Here is a 17,274-nt window from a genome sequence, read left to right on the forward strand (position 1 = left end):
CGCCTGCTCAGTCGAGGTGCCGCGCGAGGAAGTCCGACACACGGGCATTGAACGCTTCGGGATGGCTCATGTACGGCAGGTGACTGGCCGTCTCCAGGAACTCCAGCCGGGCGCCCGGCACGTGCGCCGCCACGTCGCGCGCGGCCGAAGGGGGCACCAGCAGGTCGCGTCCGCCCTCGATGATGAGCGTGGGCACCCGCAGCTCCCCCAGCCGGTGCAGGAAGTCCGCGCCCAGGATGTCGCGCAGCCGTCGCAGCAGCTCCAGCGACGACAGACGCCGGGCCTCGCGCACGATCTCCGCCCGGGCCTCCGGCGGCAGCGAACGGCCGCCCATCACCCGGGCCACCGTGGGCGCGAACACATACGCCAGCGGCCGAGGGGCCCGCACCAGCGTGGACAGCGTCAACGCCAGCCGCCGCCACCGGCGCACGCTGGCCACCGGCGACACCAGCACCAGCGCCTTCACCCGCTCCGGGTGCTCCAGCGCATAGCCGATGGCCACCAGGCTGCCATAGGACGAACCCATCAGCGCGAAGCGCTCCGGGAGCTGGGCCTCCGGGTGGTTCAACACGGACAGGTTCCACTGCAACGGCGTGTGGGTCGCGGGTGTCTTGAGCGGCGGCGTCCACAACAGCAGCCGCCACGCCTCCGCCAGCGGCTCCATGGGCGCGAAGGACCGGCCACTGGCGCCCAGCCCCGGAAGACAGACCACCGTGCGTGAGACATCCCTGTTGCCCCCGGGAAAGGTGAACAGACGCACCGGAGTGCCCCGCACGCGGCGCTCCTCGCGCTCCAGCCGCTCATAGCCGCGCTGGATGTCTTCCACGGCCGGAACCAGCGGGGGCGCGCGGTCGCGGCCCGGGGGAGTGGCGGAGGCATCAGACATGGCTGGCCCTCAAGAGCAGGCGGCGGACGCTGGCGGCCACGCTGTCGCGGAAGGCCCTCACCCTCGACTCCGGCGCCCCCGACGGTGGCGGCGGATGGGGTTCACCCACGGCGAAGGTGAGTTGTACTGGCAGCGGCAGGGGCCCCAATCCCATCACCAGGGGCATGCGGTATTTGGCCTCGGCGGCCAACCGCAGGCACCACCGCTCCTCGTCCGGTGGCCAGAAGAAGGTGTCATCCACCCCGAAGCCCGCGAAGGGCACCACCGGCACCCCGGCCCGCATGGCCAGCCGGGCGAAGCCCAGCGTGCGCTCCCATCTCAGGCGGTAGCGGCCCTGACTGCGTTTGAAGGTCTCCCGCGCGCCCCCGGGATAGCAGACGACAAGCTGCCCGTCCGCCAGCGAACGCAACGCATTCTCCGGCGTGCCCTCCACCCCGCCCAGCCAGGGCAGCACCGTGCGTACGAGGGGAATCTTGAAGAACCCCCGCTCCGCCAACCCCAGCGGATAGCGCCCCGTGGCCCGGTGGAGCAGGTGGAAGAACGCCGGGGTCTCGTATCCCCAGACACCGTGGTTGCCCACGAGCAGCAGGGGGCCCTGGCAGCGCAGGTGTTCAACACCCACCAGACGGGCCCGGTGATAGCGCGCGGACAGGGCGGCGCCGCCTTCCGCGACATGGAACACGGCCTGCCGGAGGCGGGTGAGTGGATTTTCCACGGTGGAGCCAAGATGCAGCCGCCCTCGCGGCCCGGCACCGTGGCGCCAGCCTGCCGGACGGGGGCTCCGCCGCCGCCGTCACCGGGCGCCCGTCCGCCCGGGCGTGCCCGCCAGCAGCCTGCCTTTCACGACCACCCACCCCGTGCGGTTGTCTGCCTCCAGGGCCGTGCCGATGCTTGGAGGCATGGTGGGGCCATTCGACATCCTCCTGGAGCAACACCGCGAGCTGGAGGCGCTCCTGGAGCGGCTGGACACGGAGACGGACGCGGGGGAGCTGGAGTGGCGACAGGCGGCCCTCTCGGACCTCCTGCGCCTGCATTGTCGCCTGGAGGAACGTCACATCTACCCACTGCTGGCGCGCGTCGAGGGCCGCTCCCGCGCCCGCGAGGAGGCGGAGGACCACCTCACGCTGCGTGAGTTGCTGGAGGAATTGCAGGAGCTGACGCCTCGCGGAATCGAGTGGCAGGCGCGGCTCTGTGCATTGGAGGACCAGGTGGTCGCGCATGTGCAGGGTACGGAACATCTGTTGCTGCCCCGACTGGTGACTTCGCTCGACGCCGACGAGCTGGAGGAACTGGGACATGACCTCGCCCTGACGTACGAGGAGCTGCTGGAGCGCTCGCAGCGCACCCCCGCTTCCAGTCGTGGGGCGTTGTTGGAACCCCTGCATTGGGACGTGTGAAAGGGCGTTTGAAAGCGCTCCGAGCCCCATTTCCCGGGCCTTTCACGCCTGCTGATACGCAGTGGCGTCACAACTTTTTATCGCTTCCTTCGACAATCGCCTTTCTGGAAGGTATTGGTAGTCCGGCGTGCCGGTTCACGCCAAGGCAATGCTCCCCCCTTAAACCGAGGATTGGTCGAAATGTCAGTTGACAAGGCGTTCCGCGAGATGATTCGCAACGAGATTGAAGTTCAACTCAAGCCCCTGCGCGACGTGGTGTCTCGTCTGGAGTCGGGGACGGCGGACCTGGACGCGCTGCGCAGCGTGGCCGAGCGGCTGGCTCCCCTGGCCCAGGTGGTGGGCCCCCTCTTCGGCGCGAGCGCGCCGGCGGCGAGCAAGGCGGGGCGTCGTCCCGTGGGCCGTCCCGCGGGGCGTCCGGCCGTGAGCGCGCCGGTGGCGGCGGTGGGTGGCAAGCGCCGGGGCCGCAAGCCGGCGGTGGCGGAGGGCGGCGCCCGCGAGTGCGCCATCAAGGGCTGCGGCAAGCCCAGCCGCACCAAGGGCTACTGCGCCGCGCACTACCAGAAGCTGCGCATGCTGGAGAAGACCAACCGCCGTCCCGCGGAGTGGGCGGATTACGCCAACCCCAACAGCGTCGAGGACATCAAGCTGCCGCGGGGTCGCGCCGCTTCCAAGGCGCTGGCGGAAGCCGCTCAGAAGAACGGTTAAGCAGTACGTTTGCCCCGGCCCGGGCAGAAGGTGGACCACGTCTTCCGAACGGAGGTGCGTGGCTGGAGTATCCGCGCGGAGGATGTGCTTGCGCCGCGAGGTGGTTGGGGTGCATGAGTGCCCGGGCCATGAACAAACGCGATCTGGAGCCTGGAATCGTCACGGACCTCGCGGGACGGACGACGTATGGCGACTACCTGCAGCTGGACCGCTTGCTGTCCGCGCAGGTGCCCCGCTCGCAGCCGCCCCATCACGACGAGCTGCTGTTCATCGTCCAGCACCAGACGAGCGAGCTGTGGATGAAGCTGCTCCTCCACGAGCTGTCCGCCTGCATCCGCTACATCCAGGCGGACCGGCTGGAGCCGTCCTTCAAGATCTTCGCGCGCGTGGCGCACATCCAGCGGATGCTCTTCGAGCAGTGGAGCGTGCTGGAGACGCTCACGCCCAATGAGTACCTGGAGTTCCGCGACACCCTGGGCCACGCGTCGGGCTTCCAGAGCTTCCAGTACCGGGCGCTGGAGTTCCTGCTGGGCAACAAGGACGAAGCGGCGCTGGGGCCCTTCCGGCACGTGCAGGGCGTGCACGCGGAGCTGGAGCGCCTGCTGCAGTCCCCCGGCATCTACGATGAGTTCCTGCGGCACCTTTCGCGCATGGGCCACGACGTGCCCAAGAGCCACGTGGAGCGCGACTGGCGTCAGCCGTATGAGAAGAGTCCCCAGGTGATGGAGGTGTTCCGCCGCATCTACGAGGACACCGAGACGCACTGGGATGCGTATGAGATGTGCGAGAAGCTGGTGGACACGGAGGAGCGGTTCCAGCTCTGGCGCTACCGGCACATGATGACGGTGATGCGCATCATCGGGTTCAAGCAGGGCACGGGCGGCTCGTCGGGCGTGGGCTTCCTGCGCAAGGCGCTGGACCTGCGTTTCTTCCCGGAGCTGTGGGACGTGCGCACGTCGCTGACGCCGCCGTCGAAGCCCCGGGGCCCCGCGTAGGCTCGGGCCCCCGCATGCCCCGCGGACGTGCGGAGGCGGGGTGTCCGCGAGGCCACGGGCTTCCTGGCTTGGGAGAGGTCAAACCCTCTCAACGCGCGAAGGAGTCCGCGTCCCCCTTTCCAGGCCGGGCCCCAGGGTGACGGCGACTGAAAGACATCTTGTGAAACATCCGGATGTCTCCCGGACGGGGCCTTTCGTGGCTCCCCGCCGCCGGGGTACACGTGTCAGACGGGCATGAGAGTGTCCGGGCATGGCCCTACCTGTTAGGTTCCTTCTTCCAGAGATGACCCAAAAGCCCGCCACCTACGCCGACCTCCAAGCGCTCCCCTCGAACCAGGTGGGGGAGATCGTCGATGGGGTCCTGCACGCGAGCCCCCGGCCCGCGGCACCGCACGCCCGCACGGCCCTGGAGCTTGCGGGTGAGCTGCGAGAGCCCTTCGACCGGGGACGCAGCGGGCCTGGAGGGTGGCTGTTCCTCCTCGAGCCGGAGCTGCATCTGAGGCGGGACATCCTGGTGCCGGACCTCGCGGGGTGGCGTCTGGAGCGGATGCCCAAGATTCCCAGGGTGGTGGGCATCACGATGGCGCCGGATTGGCTGTGCGAGGTGTTGTCCCCCTCCACGGCCCGGCTGGACCGGGGCCGGAAGCTGGCGGCCTACGCGCGCGAGGGCGTGAAGTACGTCTGGCTGGTGGATCCCCTCCAGCGCACGCTGGAGGTCCTCCGGCTCGAAGGGGCGCACTACCTGTTGATGGGCACCCACGAGGACGTGGAGACCGTCCGCGCGGAGCCATTCGAGGTGTTCGCGCTGGAACTGGGGGTCCTGTGGGACGACATCGCGGAGTAGGCTGACGGGCACCATGTCCGTGTCCGCGGAAGTGCCGCTGCTCTTCGAACAGGCCCACATCCTCTGCTACCGCACGTTCGACATCGCGGAGGAGATCGACCTGGAGCGCGCGCGCAAGGCGCTGTCGGAGGACTCGCGCCGGTTGAAGCTGTCGCGTGAGAACAGCCAGTACATCCAGTTGCCCAACCCGCCCGTGGCCTATGAGCTGGGCCGCAAGCCATTGGCGCTGCGTGACGGCCCCGTCACCGTGGACGCCACCGCGCGCCTGTTCGACCACGGCGCCGCGTCCATCATCCTGCGGGTGCCGGTGCCGCCTGGCACCACCTGGGAGACCCTGACCCAGGTGGCCGACGAGCTCTATGACAGCCAGGCGCTGGAGGACCTGGCGCTGGAGCTGGTGGAGGGGGTGCGCCGCACCATCTCGGCGGCGGTGCAGGGGCCGCACCTGTGGGACCAGAGCGAGAGCTACACCGTCATCTTCGCTGAACGCATCCAGGGCAACCCGTCCGCGGAGGAGCTGTTCCAGCGCGCGGACATCGCGCGGCTGTTGTTGGGGGAGATCACCCCGGCGGACCTGGCGCCGCGCGAGCGCGAGGCCGTCACCCAGGTGCGCTTCAGCTACACCGCCCATGACCTGGTCGTCGTGGACTGGAACAGCGCGTTCGTCTACGAGCCGTCTGGCTCGCGAGACATCCCGGACCTGCTGGAGATCGCCAACGCGCAGCTGCTGGAGTTCCGCTACTACGACGAGCGCCTGGACAAGCACATCGCGCGCATCCACGACGAGGTGCAGGCGCGCAAGCGCGGCTGGATGGCGTTGTTCCGCAGCCCCTACCGCGACCTCGCGCGCGAGACGCTGGGCACGCTCGTGGACCTCAATGAGTTCGTGGAGCGGGTGGAGAACAGCCTGAAAATCATTGGCGACTTCTACCTGGCCAAGGTCTACGAGGGCGCCGTGCGCCGGATGCGCATCCCCGCGTGGCAGGGCTCCGTGACGCGCAAGCAGCTGCTGCTCGCGCAGACGTACGGCCTGCTCAAGGGCGAGGTGGACATCGACCGTTCGCACATCCTGGAGGTGATGATCGTCGCGTTGATCATCCTGGAGACCGCGCTCGCCTTTGGCCGCGTGTTCCAGCACTGACGGGCGGCGGCGTTCGCCGGTGGGGGGGCTTGGCGGATGGGGCTCGCCCGGAGGGAGGGGCATGCCGTCGGGTGCCGGACGTGGGGGCTGCGCGAAAGGATGGACGTGGACGTTCGCGGCGCGCGAGGAGGCTTCGCGGCGCGCGGGGTTGGGTTACGTTTGGCGGATGGAGGCTGCCGCGTGAGTGCTTCGAACCCCCTCTTCGGTGACCTGTTGCTCAAGCTGGGCGTCGTGACGCCGGGGCAGGTGCAGGAGGCGCTCGCGCTCCAGGCCCTCACCGGGCAGCGCGTGGGCGAGGCGCTCATCTCCCTGGGCTACGTGTCGCGCGAGCAGATCCAGGACGCGCTCGGCGAGGCCCTGGGCTTGAACCCGGAGAAGGGGCCCGCGCAGCCGCCGCTGGGCGAGCTCCTGGTGGGCCTCAAATACGTGACGCTCGCGCAGCTGAGCGAGGCCCTGGCGCGGCAGCGGCGCGACGGGCGGCGGCTGGGGGAGATCCTCGTCGAGCAGGGCCACTGCACCTACAAGCAGATCTACGAAGCGCTGGGGTTGCAGAACCGCATCGCCGGACGGCAGGACCTGCCGCGTCCCGCGATGGAGGGCCGCCGCCGGGTGGTGGTGGTGGACGACAGCCCCCTGGCGTGCGCGTTCGTGCAGGAGGGGCTGGTGGGGCTGGGCTATGAGGTCCTCTGCTTCCAGGACCCCTACGAGGCCCTGGAGGGCATGGGCCGGCTGCAGCCCGCCATCGTGCTGAGCGACCTGGAGATGCCGGGGCTGGATGGCGTGGAGCTGTGCCGGCGGCTGAAGGAGGGCCCTCGCAGCGCCATCCCGGTCATCATGCTCACCGCGAACGACCGCGAGGCGGAGCGCGTGCGGGGCCTGCGCGCGGGCGCGGACGACTACGTGAACAAGTCCGCGTCCATGGACGAGCTGGCGGCGCGCATCGAGAGCGTGGTGCGCCGCACGGGCGAGACGGAGCGCATGCGCAAGCTGTTCGCGCGCTACACGTCCGACGCGGTGGTGGAGGAGATCCTCAAGAGCGCGGACGCGGCGGTGCTGGCCGGGGAGAAGCGCGAGGTGACGGTGTTGTTCGCTGACATCCGCAACTTCACGGGCCTGGCGGAGAGCCTCCCTCCCGAGCAGGTGGTGGCGGTGCTCAACCAGGTGCTGGGCCGGCTGTCGGACGCGGTGCTCACCTGCGGCGGCACGCTGGACAAGTTCCTGGGGGACGGGCTGATGGCGGTGTTCGGCGCGCCGGTGGGCCGCCCGGACGACGCGCTCCGGGGCCTCCAGTGCGCGAAGATGATGATGGAGGCGGTGGCGGAGCTGCGCGCGGCGGCGGAGGCCGAGTGGGTGGCCCACGGCCGCGAGGGCCGGCCCCTGGTGCTGGAGCTGGGCGTGGGGCTGAACTCGGGCGTGGTGGTGTCCGGCAACATCGGCAGCGCGCTGCGCGCGGAGTACACCTGCATTGGCGACGCGGTGAACGTGGCCGCGCGGCTGTGCGCGCTGGCCGGGCCGGGGGAAATCCTGGTGGGCGAGCGGACGCGCGAGCTGGTGGACGCCAACGAGACGGCCTTCGAGGACCTGCCGCCGGTGCGCTTGAAGGGCAAGCAGCAGCCGGTGCCGCTGTACCGCGCCCTCTGACGCGGTAGGGTGGGCGCGCCATGGCCGCCACGTCCTCCGCCTCCGCCGTCCCCGAGAAGTCCCGCCGTTCCCCGCTGCCCTGGGTGGCGGTCGTCTTCGGGTTGGCGCTCGTCGTGGCCCTGGTGTTCACCGCCTTCCGCCGCCGCGACCCCGAGCTGGCCCGGCAGATCCACGCCGACTTCACCGTCATCCTGGCCGCGCTGGAGCGCTACCAGTCCGACCACGAGGGCCGGTTGCCGGAGGAGGGAGACCTGGACGCGCTGCTGGTGCCCCGCTACCTCCCCGCCGTGCCGGCGGACCCGTGGGGCCGGGCGTACCACTACGCGAGCAACGCCCAGGGCGTGTTCCTGGCCACCTTCGGCCGGGAGAACCTGCGCGGCGGCGTGGGCGAGGACCAGGACCACACCAACCACGACGGGCACCAGGAGCTGCTGCGCTAGGTCCGCGCCGCGGGCCGGTAGGGCCGCGCGGTGGAGGCCGGCGGCCCCTCCGCGCGGGGGTCTGCCTGGGAGGGGGAACGGCACCGGCGTGCGTGGAGGGGCGCCTGCACGCCCAGGCGGTGGGGCAGGGGGCAGGCAGGTCGGAAGGGCGGACGGGCCGGCATGCCCGGCGAGCCGCCACCGCGCGGGCCGCGTGCGCATCCTTCCCGCGAGAGGAGGCCCAGCGGGCATCGCCTCCTCGGAGGGGGGCCGCCATGGCCATCATCTGCGCAACGAACCTGTCCGCCGAGGCCGTGCACGCGGCGACCGTCGCGGCGACCGTCGCCGAGCGGCTGGGGGAGCCCCTGCTGCTGCTGGGCGTGGATGACGAGGTCCCGGACGCGAACGCGCCGGAGGCCCTCTCCGCCGCGGAGGGGGGGCTCGCCGAGGAGGTCGTGCGCCTCCGGACCCTCACCGGGACGGTGGAGCCCCGCATGCAGCGAGGCGCCTCGGTGGAGACGCTGCTGGGCGACGAGGAGTGCCGCGACGCCCGGCTGGTGGTGGTGGCCGCGGACGGCTGGCGCACGTCCCCCTGGCGCAAGACGTCCCTGGCCGAGCGGCTGGCCCGGCACGGCTGTGCCCCGGTGCTGGCGGTGCGCCAGGACAAGGCGCTCCTGGACTGGGCCCGGGGCCGGCGCCGGCTGCTGGTGACGGTTGGGGTGGATCCGCGCTCCGTCACCTCGGACGCGGCGCTCACCTTCCTGCGCGAGCTGCGGCGCGTGGGCGGGTGCGACGTGCTGGCCACCTTCGTGTGCTCGCCCATGGAGGAGCGCGCGCGGCTGGGCGTCCATACGCCGGTGCACGTGGAGCGGCTGGACCCCTGGGCCCGCCACATGGAGGGCCTGGACCCCCTGGTGGAGCGCGTGCTCCAGCGCGAGGTGCGCGAGCGCGTGGGAGACCTGGAGGGCGAAGGCTGCGTGGAGGTGGTGCTGGAGCCTGGCTATGGCCGCCCGGCGGACCACCTGCTGCACGTGGCCCACGCGCGGGCCGCGGAGCTGACGGTGGTGGGCATGCACCTGCGCGGCGGCATGCAGCGGCTGTGGCACGGCTCCGTGTCCGAGGGCGTGCTGCGCCACTCGGAGCGCTCCGTGGCGTGCATCCCGCCGGGGGCGCGCGAGCCCCGCCGCCTCCCTCCGCCCCGGAGCGCGCTGGTGCCGGTGGACTTCAGCCCCGCGTCCGGGCGGGCCATCGCGCAGGCGTGCTCGCTGGTGGGCCCGGGGGGCCGCGTGCACCTGCTGCACGTGCACCGGCTCCGGGGCCGTGAGCGGGGCCCCCGGGACTTCCACGGCGTGCTGCCGGAGCCCGCGGGCGAACGGGACGCCGTGCTGGGCCGGCTCTGGGAGCAGGTCCCCCAGGACGCCGACGCGCTGGCGGTGCACTGGAGCGTGGAGGGCGTCAGCGGGGAGGACGTGGCCACCGCCATCTGCCAGGCCACGGAGCGCGAGGGCGTGGACCTGGTCTGCGTGGGCACCTCGCACCGTCACGAAGTCGTGACGGACGGACTGGCGGGCGCCGTGGCCCGCCAGCTGGTGCTGCGCTGCCGCCGACCGGTGATGGTGGTGCCCGCCGCCTGACCCATGAATGCGTGTTCAGTTCTCGGGTCCCCGGGGCGCGGGTCCATGTTTTTTTATCGCAAGTAAGGGATTGAACAGGCGACCCAGGAGGGCGTTAGACTTTGGGAGGACCCGCTTTCCCAGAAGGGTAGGGCATCCCGTGGCTCTTCGCGGTTATCGAGAAGAGGACCTCGTCTCCAACCGTGCATCGCTGCTCATCCACGGAGGCACCGAGGACGAGCGCAGGGCCTGGGCGGAGGAAGCCGCGCGCAACTTTGGCGTCTCCCTCACGGAGGTGCGTCAGGCGCCGGAGCTGTCCGCGGCGCTGCGGCAGCCCAACGGCGTGGTCTTCATCGCGGACGCGGCGAAGCTGCCGCTGGAAGCCCAGGGGCTCATCCTGCGCTGCCTGCAGATGCAGGAGGAGCGGCCCAAGGTGGTGGTGGGCGTGTCGGGCACGGCGACCGCGGCCCTCACGCGAGGCACGCTGCGCGAGGACCTCCACTACCGGCTGAACCAGGCGCAGGTGGACCTGCAGACGGACGGCCTGCGTGACGCGCTCAAGCGCCGCTGGGCGCAGCAGGCGGAGCAGCTGGCCGTGCGCGCCGCGGCGCTGAAGGCCGCCGAGGAGAAGGAGCGCGCCGCCGCCGTGGCCCGCCGCCCCGGCTCCGTCACCCGCATCCTCCCCAAGCGCAAGGCCTCGTCGTCCACCCGCAAGGGCGCGCCCCGCAACGCGGTCCGCTGACCGGGACGCCCCGGGGCCTTGCCCGCCCCGGTCGCGGCCCCCCTCCCCTGAGGGCGTGTCTGGCCGTGGGCCGGGCCCGACAGAGGGGAGGCGCGGGGCCCGGCTGGAGGGGGGACGGAGGGGGCCGGAATGCACTCCGGGTGAGGGAATGGGTACTACTGGAAAGATGGGCTAGAGTTGTTCAGGTCCTCTTTCCTCTCCTCTCCGGAGCGAATCACCATGTCCCAGCAAGCCCCTGGCAAGAAGCGTGGTCTGTCCCGTCCCGTGGAAGTCGTCCGCGCGGAGCTGCTCAAGGATCCCGAGACGAAGCGCATCGCGGATGCCGTGGGCATGAAGCTGGAGGACTACGTCGAGCTGGTCCTCGAGTACGCGCAGGACAAGGACAAGGAGCCCATGCTCAACGTCGTCTCCGACGAGGAGCTGAAGGCGAACGGCTTCCCGGTCCACACGGTGGAGGAGGTGGGTGAGTTCCTCGTCGCGGGTGCCAAGGGTGAGCTGCCCGGCCAGGGCAACCCGTTCGCCAAGTCCGAGTTCGAGGCCGGCAAGGGGAACTCCACCGCGGGCAAGCCCAGCCTGAACCCTACGGGGGAGGGTCACCCCAAGGTGCCGGAGGACGAGGCGAAGCGTCAGGAGCTGATGGACCAGCTGAAGAAGGGTGGCGGCGGAACCCGCGGCTGAGGTCGCCCGGAATCCCCGTGAAATTGATCGGAAATTCGGAGGAAACATTTCCCCTCCCCTTCCGAGAATCCTTTTGCAGCTTCACTTCGGCACACACTCTCCAAACCAGACTTAAGCAGGGGGTATTACCATGGGCGGCATCGGCAAGATTGTCAGCAGCATCGCGAAGACGGTCAGCAATGTGGCCGGCGGCGTCGCGAACATCGCGGGCAAGGCCCTGAACTTCGTGCAGAACCCGGTGGGTGCCCTGGCCGGTGGCCTGAAGGGCATCGCGGGCGGCCTCCTGGACAAGCTCCCGTTCGGTCTGGGCAAGCTGGCGAAGCCGTTCGTCGACAAGTTCATCGACTCCGGCGCGTCCCTGCTCTCCAAGGGCCCCCTGGCCGGTCTGTCCCAGCTGACCAAGTTCGCCCCCACCGTGAAGTCCATCGCGGACATCGCGGGCGTCGTGAAGCAGGGCGCGGACAAGGTCGGCGCGCTGGCCTCCGCTCCCGCGCAGCAGAACGTGCAGAACCTGTTCGCCCACGCGCAGGCTGCGCTCATCAACTGAGTTCCCCGCTGAAGTTGGCGTGACTCAGGCACGAGGGCCGGTACTCACCGCGAGGTGGGGGCCGGCCTTTCGGCTTTGCGGGCCTCCGTTTCGGAGGCGCATGCCCGACTCCGCCGGGCGAGGGCCGGTCCTCCATCCGTTCCGGGTGGGGCGCCGGCCCTGCTGCTTCGTGGGCCCGTCCTCCATCCGTTCCGGGTGGGGCGCGGGCCTTCTTGCTGGAGTGGGGCGTGCCGGACTCCGCCGGGCGCCGGCCGATCCTCCGTCGGCCCCGGTCCCGCACCGGCCCTCCGGCTTCGTGGGGCCCTTCCGAGGCCTTGGGGGGGCCATGGAATGCGGGTTGAACGCGACCTCGAAAGCCATACTTCCAGTGTGGGCGCGATCAGGAACGGCGGGTTTCAGCCCTCTTCGCTGGCGAGCCGCCGGGCATCGGTTTCCAGGCGCTGGGTGGCCTCGGGGTCCGCGCTGTCGTAGTAGCCGCGAATCTCGCCGGTGCCGTCCACGAGCACGAAGTGGGTGCCGTGGAAGATGGAGAGCAGGTCGTCCTCGGCGGCGCCGGGCTCGCGGCCCATGCTGATCTTGAACCCCTGGACGATGGTGTCCTTGAGGGTCGCGTAGTCGCCGGTGAGGAAGTTCCAGCGGGCGAAGTCCGCGCGGTACTTCTCGCCGTACTCGGCGAGCCGCTCCGGGGTGTCGTAGGTCGGATCCACGGAGAAGGACACCAGCCGCAGCTTCTGCCCGAGCCCCGCGGTGTGCTCCTGCACGCGCGCCATCTTCTGGGTGAAGACGGGGCAGACGGTGGGGCAGCGGGTGAAGATGAAGTTGGCGATGAAGGGCTGGCCGCGGAGCTGCTTCGACCCGAAGGGCTGTCCGTCCTGCCGCGTGAAGGTGAAGTCGGGCAGGGCGCCCAGCCGAGGGGGCGGCGTGGAGCGGGCGTCAGCCAGGTCGTGGATCGCCACCGCGAGCATCCCGAGCGACGCCACCACGACCCCTGCCCAGACCCAGGAGCGGCGGAGGCTTTGGGGACGGGGCGCGGCGGGGGAGGAGGGCGATTCGGCGGACATGGGGCGGCAGGTAACGGCATCGGCGGGGGGCGCACAAGCGCCAGGCTCGGGGCGGCTAGGGGCTGGCCGCATGCGAGGCATGAGGGAGAGTGGCCGCTTCGGGGTGGGGGCGCGGGGATGGGGTGCGCCTTGAGGGGACTCCAGGTGCGTGCTAGCCGGAAGGTCCAGACATGGTCCGCGCCTTCTTCCAGCTTCAGGGTGGCCGCTCTCCGTGGGGCAGGTGGGGAGGACTCCGGCCGCTGTCCGGGTGCCTCCTCGGGTGCGTCGTGGCGCTCGCGCCGGTGGAGGTGCTGGCGTGTCCCTCGTGCACGGCCCGCGCACCGGAGTCCCCTGGGGGAGCGGGCGTGCTGCTGCTGGCGCTGATGTTCGTGCCCTTCGCGTTGGTGGGCCTGGGGCTCTGGGCGGCCCGGCGGGCGGCCCGTGAGGAGCGGACCCCGGCGCCCGTGGAACAGGAGCATCCGTGATGCCCGCGTCCAGTGACTCGACGGCCGTGGCTGCGACATCCGCGCCGCCGGATGCGCAGGCTCCCCTGGCGGTGGCGCCCTCGCGTGGAGCGTGGAGCCTTTCACCCCCGGAGAACGCGAGCGCGACGGGGGACCGCATCGACGCGCTGCTGGCCAGGAGCCACGGCTTCGACTTCGCGCTGGCGGCGGTGATGCTCGGGTGGCTGTTGGTGGCGGTGCTGCGCTTCCGGGGCGCCCGGAAGGTGGCGCCGGATGGCGGCACGCGGCGCTCGCGGGCGTGGGTGCTGGGGCTGGCGCTCGGCGTCTTCGGCGTCGTGGACGGGACGCTGTTCCTGGGCTCCGAGGGCTACCTGCGCGACGTGCTCTGGAACCTCCGCGTCCCCGCCGAGGATCCGCGCACGGTGCGCATCGAAATCAACGCGCATCAGTGGTCCTGGGAAGCGCGCTACGCGGGCGCGGACGGGACGTTCGGCACGAAGGACGACGTGGTGACGTGGAACGACCTGCGGATCCCGGCGGGCGTGCCCGTCTGGGTGCAGCTGGTCTCCACGGACGTGGTGCACGGCTTCTCGCTGCCGGCCTTCCGCGTGAAGCTGGATGCGATTCCGGGCCGCGTGAACCAGACCTGGTTCCAGGCCGCTCGCGAGGGTGCGTGGGAGGCGGCCTGCTACCAGCACTGTGGCACCAGCCACTACCGGATGCGCGGCATGCTGACGGCGATGTCGCCGGAGGCGTACGCGGCCTGGCTGCGCGAGGCGGGCCGGCAGGCGGCCCAGACCTACGACGCGGATGACACGGCGGCCCACTGGGGCTGGGCCTGGAGGACGCCATGACGCCGGGGGCGCTGCTGCGCTCGCTGTGGACCACCGACCCCCAGCGCGTGGCGCGGCAGTACCTGTGGGGCGGCTTCCTGTTCCTGCTGGTGGGCGGCCTGCTCGCCATGGTCATCCGCTTCCAGTGGGGCTGGCCGGGGCAGCCGGTGCCGGGGCTCGCCTGGGCCCTGCCCGAGTCCGGCGGCGCCATCACGCCCCCCACGTACACGGCCGTGTTCACGATGCACGGCCTGCTGATGATCTTCTTCGCGGTGACGCCGCTGCTCTTCGGCGCGCTGGGACACTTCGTGCTGCCGCTGGCCATCGGCTCGCGTCAGATGGCGTTGCCCCGGCTGTCGGCGCTCGGGTTCTGGGCGTACGCGGGGGGCGGCGCGCTGATGCTGGCGTCGTTCGTCGTGCGGCTGGGGCCGGCGAGCGCGGGCTGGACGTCGTATCCGCCGCTGGCGACGCCCGCGTTCACGCCGGGCCTGGGCCAGACGCTGGTGACGGTGGCGGTGCTGTGCGTGGGCGTGTCCGCGTTCCTCTACGGGCTCAACTTCGTCGTCACGGTGGTGCGCTGCCGCGCGCCGGGCATGACGTGGGGGCGGCTGCCGCTGGTGGTGTGGGGGCTGTTCTACGGCGCGGTGCTCAACGTGCTGTTCGTGCCGGTGCTGGCGGCGGCCACGGGCCTGCTGCTGCTGGACCGGGTGGCGGGCACGCAGTTCTTCATCGCGGGCGCGGCGGCGGTGGGCGGGGGCGGGGACCCGGTGGTCTACCAGCACCTCTTCTGGCTGTTCGGCCACCCGGAGGTCTACATCCTCATCCTGCCCGCGTGGGGCATGGTGGGGGACTTCGTGGCCTTCTTCAGCCGCAAGCCCGCGCATGGCTACCGGCTGACGGCGGGCGCGATGGGCGCGGTGACGGCGCTGAGCGGCGCGGTGTACGCGCACCACCTGTTCACCAGCGGGATGGCGCCGGTGCTGGGGCGCACGTTCATGGTGCTCACGCTGCTCATCTCCCTGCCCGCGGAGGTGATGTTCCTCAACTGGCTGATGACGCTGTGGCGGGGCAGCGTGCGGCTCACGTCGCCGATGCTCGCGGCGCTGGCGACGATGATTGTCTTCGGCCTGGGCGGCATCACCGGGCTGGCGCTGGGCGCGGTGGCGACGGACGTGCCCCTGCACGGGACGATGTGGGTGGTGGGCCACTTCCACCTGACGATGGGCGCGGCCAGCTTCCTCGCCGTGTTCGCGGGGCTCTACTTCTGGTTCCCCCGGATGTATGGCCGCGCGCTGGATGAGCGGCTCGCGAAGGTGCACGTCGTGGCGAGCGCGGTGCTGTTCATCGCCGTCTTTGGCGGACAGCTGGTCGCGGGGTACGCGGGCCAGCTGCGGCGGCTCTATGACCCGTACCAGTACGCGTTCCTCGCGCACCTGCTCACGCTGAACCGGTGGACCAGCGTGGCCGCGTTCCTGCTGGGCGCGGTGCAGCTGGTGTTCGTGGTGAACCTGGTGCGGACGCTCGGGTGGGGCCGGGCCTCGGAGCCGAATCCGTGGCGGGTGGGCACGCTGGAGTGGACGGACGCGGGGCCCGCCGCCGTGGTGCTGCGCGGGCCGCACGCGTTGTCGCAACCGGAGGTACAGCAGCAACTGGGTCGCGACTGGATTGGACAGGCGGAGCCGCTGCCCTCGGGGGGACTGGCGGCGGAGCCGGTGGCGCCTCCGGTGCCCGGGGTGGAGGGCGCCGGCTAGCGCTCCGGAGGGCGGTGCTCCCAGAGGTCCACGCCGCCGGTATCGCCCGTGGGGAAGCGGCGGACGAAGCGCTGCTTGAACCAGGGTCGGCTCTCCGGCGTGAGCTGCCAGTCACCCCGTGGCCCTAGGACGACGAAGCGGCAGGCGTCCAGCATGACGCGCAGGGCCTGCTGTGCTTCCGGGGCGGAGAGGGCCTCGGCGGTGTCTTCGAAGCGGTCGCCGGTGCTCATGGCGTCCTGGAGCATGGTGGCGTAGCTGTCCACCACGGGCGTGGCGCCCGTGGGGAGCCGCCCGGCCGCGAGCCCCCATCCCGGGTCGAACGCGAAGAGGCACGCGTTGGGGGGCACCTCGGCGCGCAGGTATCGCGCGAGCGCGACGACGTCCGGGGCCTGCCACAGGGCGCTCTCGACGACGTGCCACGCACCAGGCAGGCACGCACCGGCCAGGGCGAGCCCGGCCACGGCGCGCGACGCGGTGCGGCCCCAGCGCTGGCTGAAGGCATGCAACACGGCGGCGCCCAGGCCCGCGAGCACGGCTTCGGACGCGGCGAGGTGCGCGTTGTACTGGTTCCAGTAGGTCCGCGACGCGAGGAACAGGGCCACGCCGAGGACGAACGCGCAGGCGAAGAAGCGGGAGGTGGGGCGGCCCTCGGCGTCGGTGCGAAGGGCTCGCGCGCCGGCCGCGCCCAGGCCGATGAGGGCGAGCACGACCTCGCCCAGCCGGCGCTCGTGGAAGAGGTCGTGCAGGCGCAGCCCGCGGTCCGACTCTCCATCCGGGGGGCGCAGGGCCTGGAAGGAGATGACGTCGCGGAGGAACTCGGAAGGCGCGAGCGCGGCCAGCGGGCCCACGACGACGGCGAACGTGGCGAGCGCGGCGACCACGCACAGGAGCGCGTCGCGGCGCGACTCCTTCCATGGACGGGCGAGCAGCGCGGCGACCAGCCAGGCTCCTCCGGGCAGCTTCACGGACACCGCGAGGCCCAGCAGCACGCCCGCGCCGATGCCGCGTCCGCGCGAAGGGGTGGCGGAGGCGAGCCACAGGTTCGCGAAGCCCAGGCACAGGACGTTGAGCAGGGGCTCGAGGAAGGCGCCGCGCTCGACGAGGGCGGCCTCCGGATACGCGGCATAGGCGAGCGCGGCCACGCAGCCCGCGAGCGGCCCCCACGCGCGCCACGCGACGCGGCCCGCGAGGAACACGCAGAGCGCGCCCACGGCGGCGGCGGCATGGCGGGTGACACCGTAGGCGGTGGCCGCGTCGAACCCCAGCGTGAGCGCGGCGCCGGGGGCCCAGAGCAGGAGCGCGCCCGGCGGGTGCACGAAGATGAAGTCCCGGTAGGGCAGGTCTCCGCGCAGCAGGAGGGACGCGGCGGAGAAGTAGACGCCCTCGTCGTAGTCCATCGGGTAGCCCAGCGGGCCGGAGTGGAAGAACGCCAGCGCGCGAAGCACCCAGGCCCCCAGCGCGATGAGCAACAACGGCCAGAGGTCCCGGCCCCGCGAGGCGCGCGGAGCGGTGGACGAGAACGGCGCTGCGAGCGGAGTGGGAGCGGGCTGCATCGGGATGGAGCTTGGGAGGCTACTA

At 71.5% G+C, this 17,274-nt stretch carries 18 protein-coding genes; 14 read left to right on the top strand and 4 right to left on the bottom strand.

Features of this window, described 5'->3' with window-relative positions:
- Positions 1-7: 7 nt before the first annotated feature.
- Positions 8-886 carry an alpha/beta fold hydrolase gene (locus FOF48_RS31295; protein ID WP_143907685.1) on the bottom strand — a complete coding sequence of 293 codons (879 nt, stop codon included), beginning with the start codon at positions 884-886 and terminating at the stop codon, positions 8-10.
- Complete coding sequence (locus tag FOF48_RS31300) at positions 879-1,601, bottom strand: lysophospholipid acyltransferase family protein (protein WP_143907687.1); 723 nt, start codon at positions 1,599-1,601, stop codon at positions 879-881. The genes FOF48_RS31295 and FOF48_RS31300 overlap by 8 nt, the downstream gene beginning before the upstream one ends.
- A 184-nt stretch (positions 1,602-1,785) precedes the next feature.
- Here FOF48_RS31300 and FOF48_RS37630 point away from each other — a divergent pair, with 184 nt between their 5' ends.
- The 11 genes from FOF48_RS37630 (at position 1,786) to FOF48_RS31355 (ending at position 11,608) form a co-directional block, all read left to right on the top strand.
- Positions 1,786-2,283 carry a hemerythrin domain-containing protein gene (locus FOF48_RS37630; RefSeq protein WP_268903983.1) on the top strand — a complete coding sequence of 166 codons (498 nt, stop codon included), beginning with the start codon at positions 1,786-1,788 and terminating at the stop codon, positions 2,281-2,283.
- Between the two features lie 180 nt (positions 2,284-2,463).
- Positions 2,464-2,988, top strand: a complete 525-nt coding sequence (locus FOF48_RS31310; RefSeq protein ID WP_143907690.1) for a cell wall protein — start codon at positions 2,464-2,466, stop codon at positions 2,986-2,988.
- Positions 2,989-3,116: 128 nt separating this feature from the next.
- Complete coding sequence (locus tag FOF48_RS31315) at positions 3,117-3,983, top strand: tryptophan 2,3-dioxygenase (RefSeq protein ID WP_143907692.1); 867 nt, start codon at positions 3,117-3,119, stop codon at positions 3,981-3,983.
- A gap of 283 nt (positions 3,984-4,266) precedes the next feature.
- The gene (locus FOF48_RS31320; RefSeq protein ID WP_143907694.1) at positions 4,267-4,827 is read left to right on the top strand and encodes a Uma2 family endonuclease; all 561 of its coding nucleotides are present in this window, start codon (positions 4,267-4,269) and stop codon (positions 4,825-4,827) included.
- A 19-nt stretch (positions 4,828-4,846) separates the two neighbouring features.
- On the top strand, positions 4,847-5,968 hold the full coding sequence (locus FOF48_RS31325) for a hypothetical protein (protein ID WP_143907830.1): 1,122 nt from the start codon (positions 4,847-4,849) through the stop codon (positions 5,966-5,968).
- Between the two features lie 180 nt (positions 5,969-6,148).
- Positions 6,149-7,609: an adenylate/guanylate cyclase domain-containing protein gene (locus FOF48_RS31330; RefSeq protein WP_143907696.1), complete on the top strand. Its 1,461-nt coding sequence runs from the start codon at positions 6,149-6,151 to the stop codon at positions 7,607-7,609.
- A gap of 20 nt (positions 7,610-7,629) precedes the next feature.
- Complete coding sequence (locus FOF48_RS31335) at positions 7,630-8,049, top strand: type II secretion system protein GspG (protein ID WP_143907698.1); 420 nt, start codon at positions 7,630-7,632, stop codon at positions 8,047-8,049.
- A gap of 254 nt (positions 8,050-8,303) precedes the next feature.
- Positions 8,304-9,662, top strand: coding sequence for a universal stress protein (locus tag FOF48_RS31340; protein WP_143907700.1), 1,359 nt, complete (start codon positions 8,304-8,306; stop codon positions 9,660-9,662).
- 139 nt (positions 9,663-9,801) lie between these two features.
- The gene (locus FOF48_RS31345) at positions 9,802-10,383 is read left to right on the top strand and encodes a Fis family transcriptional regulator (protein WP_143907702.1); all 582 of its coding nucleotides are present in this window, start codon (positions 9,802-9,804) and stop codon (positions 10,381-10,383) included.
- A 219-nt stretch (positions 10,384-10,602) separates the two neighbouring features.
- Positions 10,603-11,061, top strand: coding sequence for a hypothetical protein (locus tag FOF48_RS31350; RefSeq protein ID WP_143907704.1), 459 nt, complete (start codon positions 10,603-10,605; stop codon positions 11,059-11,061).
- Between the two features lie 130 nt (positions 11,062-11,191).
- The gene (locus FOF48_RS31355) at positions 11,192-11,608 is read left to right on the top strand and encodes a hypothetical protein (protein ID WP_143907706.1); all 417 of its coding nucleotides are present in this window, start codon (positions 11,192-11,194) and stop codon (positions 11,606-11,608) included.
- A 395-nt stretch (positions 11,609-12,003) separates the two neighbouring features.
- On the opposite strand, the gene FOF48_RS31360 is transcribed toward FOF48_RS31355, so the two are convergent.
- On the bottom strand, positions 12,004-12,588 hold the full coding sequence (locus tag FOF48_RS31360) for an SCO family protein (RefSeq protein ID WP_255442879.1): 585 nt from the start codon (positions 12,586-12,588) through the stop codon (positions 12,004-12,006).
- A 251-nt stretch (positions 12,589-12,839) separates the two neighbouring features.
- Between FOF48_RS31360 and FOF48_RS36630 the strand changes: the two genes are divergently transcribed.
- The 3 genes from FOF48_RS36630 to FOF48_RS31370 are packed head-to-tail and all read left to right on the top strand — an operon-like array spanning position 12,840 to position 15,696.
- Positions 12,840-13,133, top strand: coding sequence for a hypothetical protein (locus FOF48_RS36630; RefSeq protein ID WP_186002145.1), 294 nt, complete (start codon positions 12,840-12,842; stop codon positions 13,131-13,133).
- Entirely contained in the window at positions 13,133-13,966 is an 834-nt protein-coding gene (locus tag FOF48_RS31365) for a cytochrome c oxidase subunit II (RefSeq protein WP_186002146.1), read from the top strand. Before FOF48_RS36630 ends, FOF48_RS31365 begins: the two co-directional genes overlap by 1 nt.
- Positions 13,963-15,696, top strand: a complete 1,734-nt coding sequence (locus tag FOF48_RS31370) for a cbb3-type cytochrome c oxidase subunit I (RefSeq protein ID WP_143907710.1) — start codon at positions 13,963-13,965, stop codon at positions 15,694-15,696. Before FOF48_RS31365 ends, FOF48_RS31370 begins: the two co-directional genes overlap by 4 nt.
- Here the strand turns inward: FOF48_RS31370 and FOF48_RS31375 are convergent.
- A complete protein-coding gene (locus FOF48_RS31375) occupies positions 15,693-17,249 on the bottom strand; it encodes a glycosyltransferase family 87 protein (RefSeq protein WP_143907712.1) in 1,557 nt (518 codons plus the stop codon). The two genes, FOF48_RS31370 and FOF48_RS31375, sit on opposite strands and share 4 nt — an antisense overlap.
- Between the last annotated feature and the right edge of the window lie 25 nt (positions 17,250-17,274).

This window comes from Corallococcus sp. Z5C101001, from assembly GCF_007352635.1.
Lineage (GTDB): Bacteria > Myxococcota > Myxococcia > Myxococcales > Myxococcaceae > Corallococcus > Corallococcus silvisoli.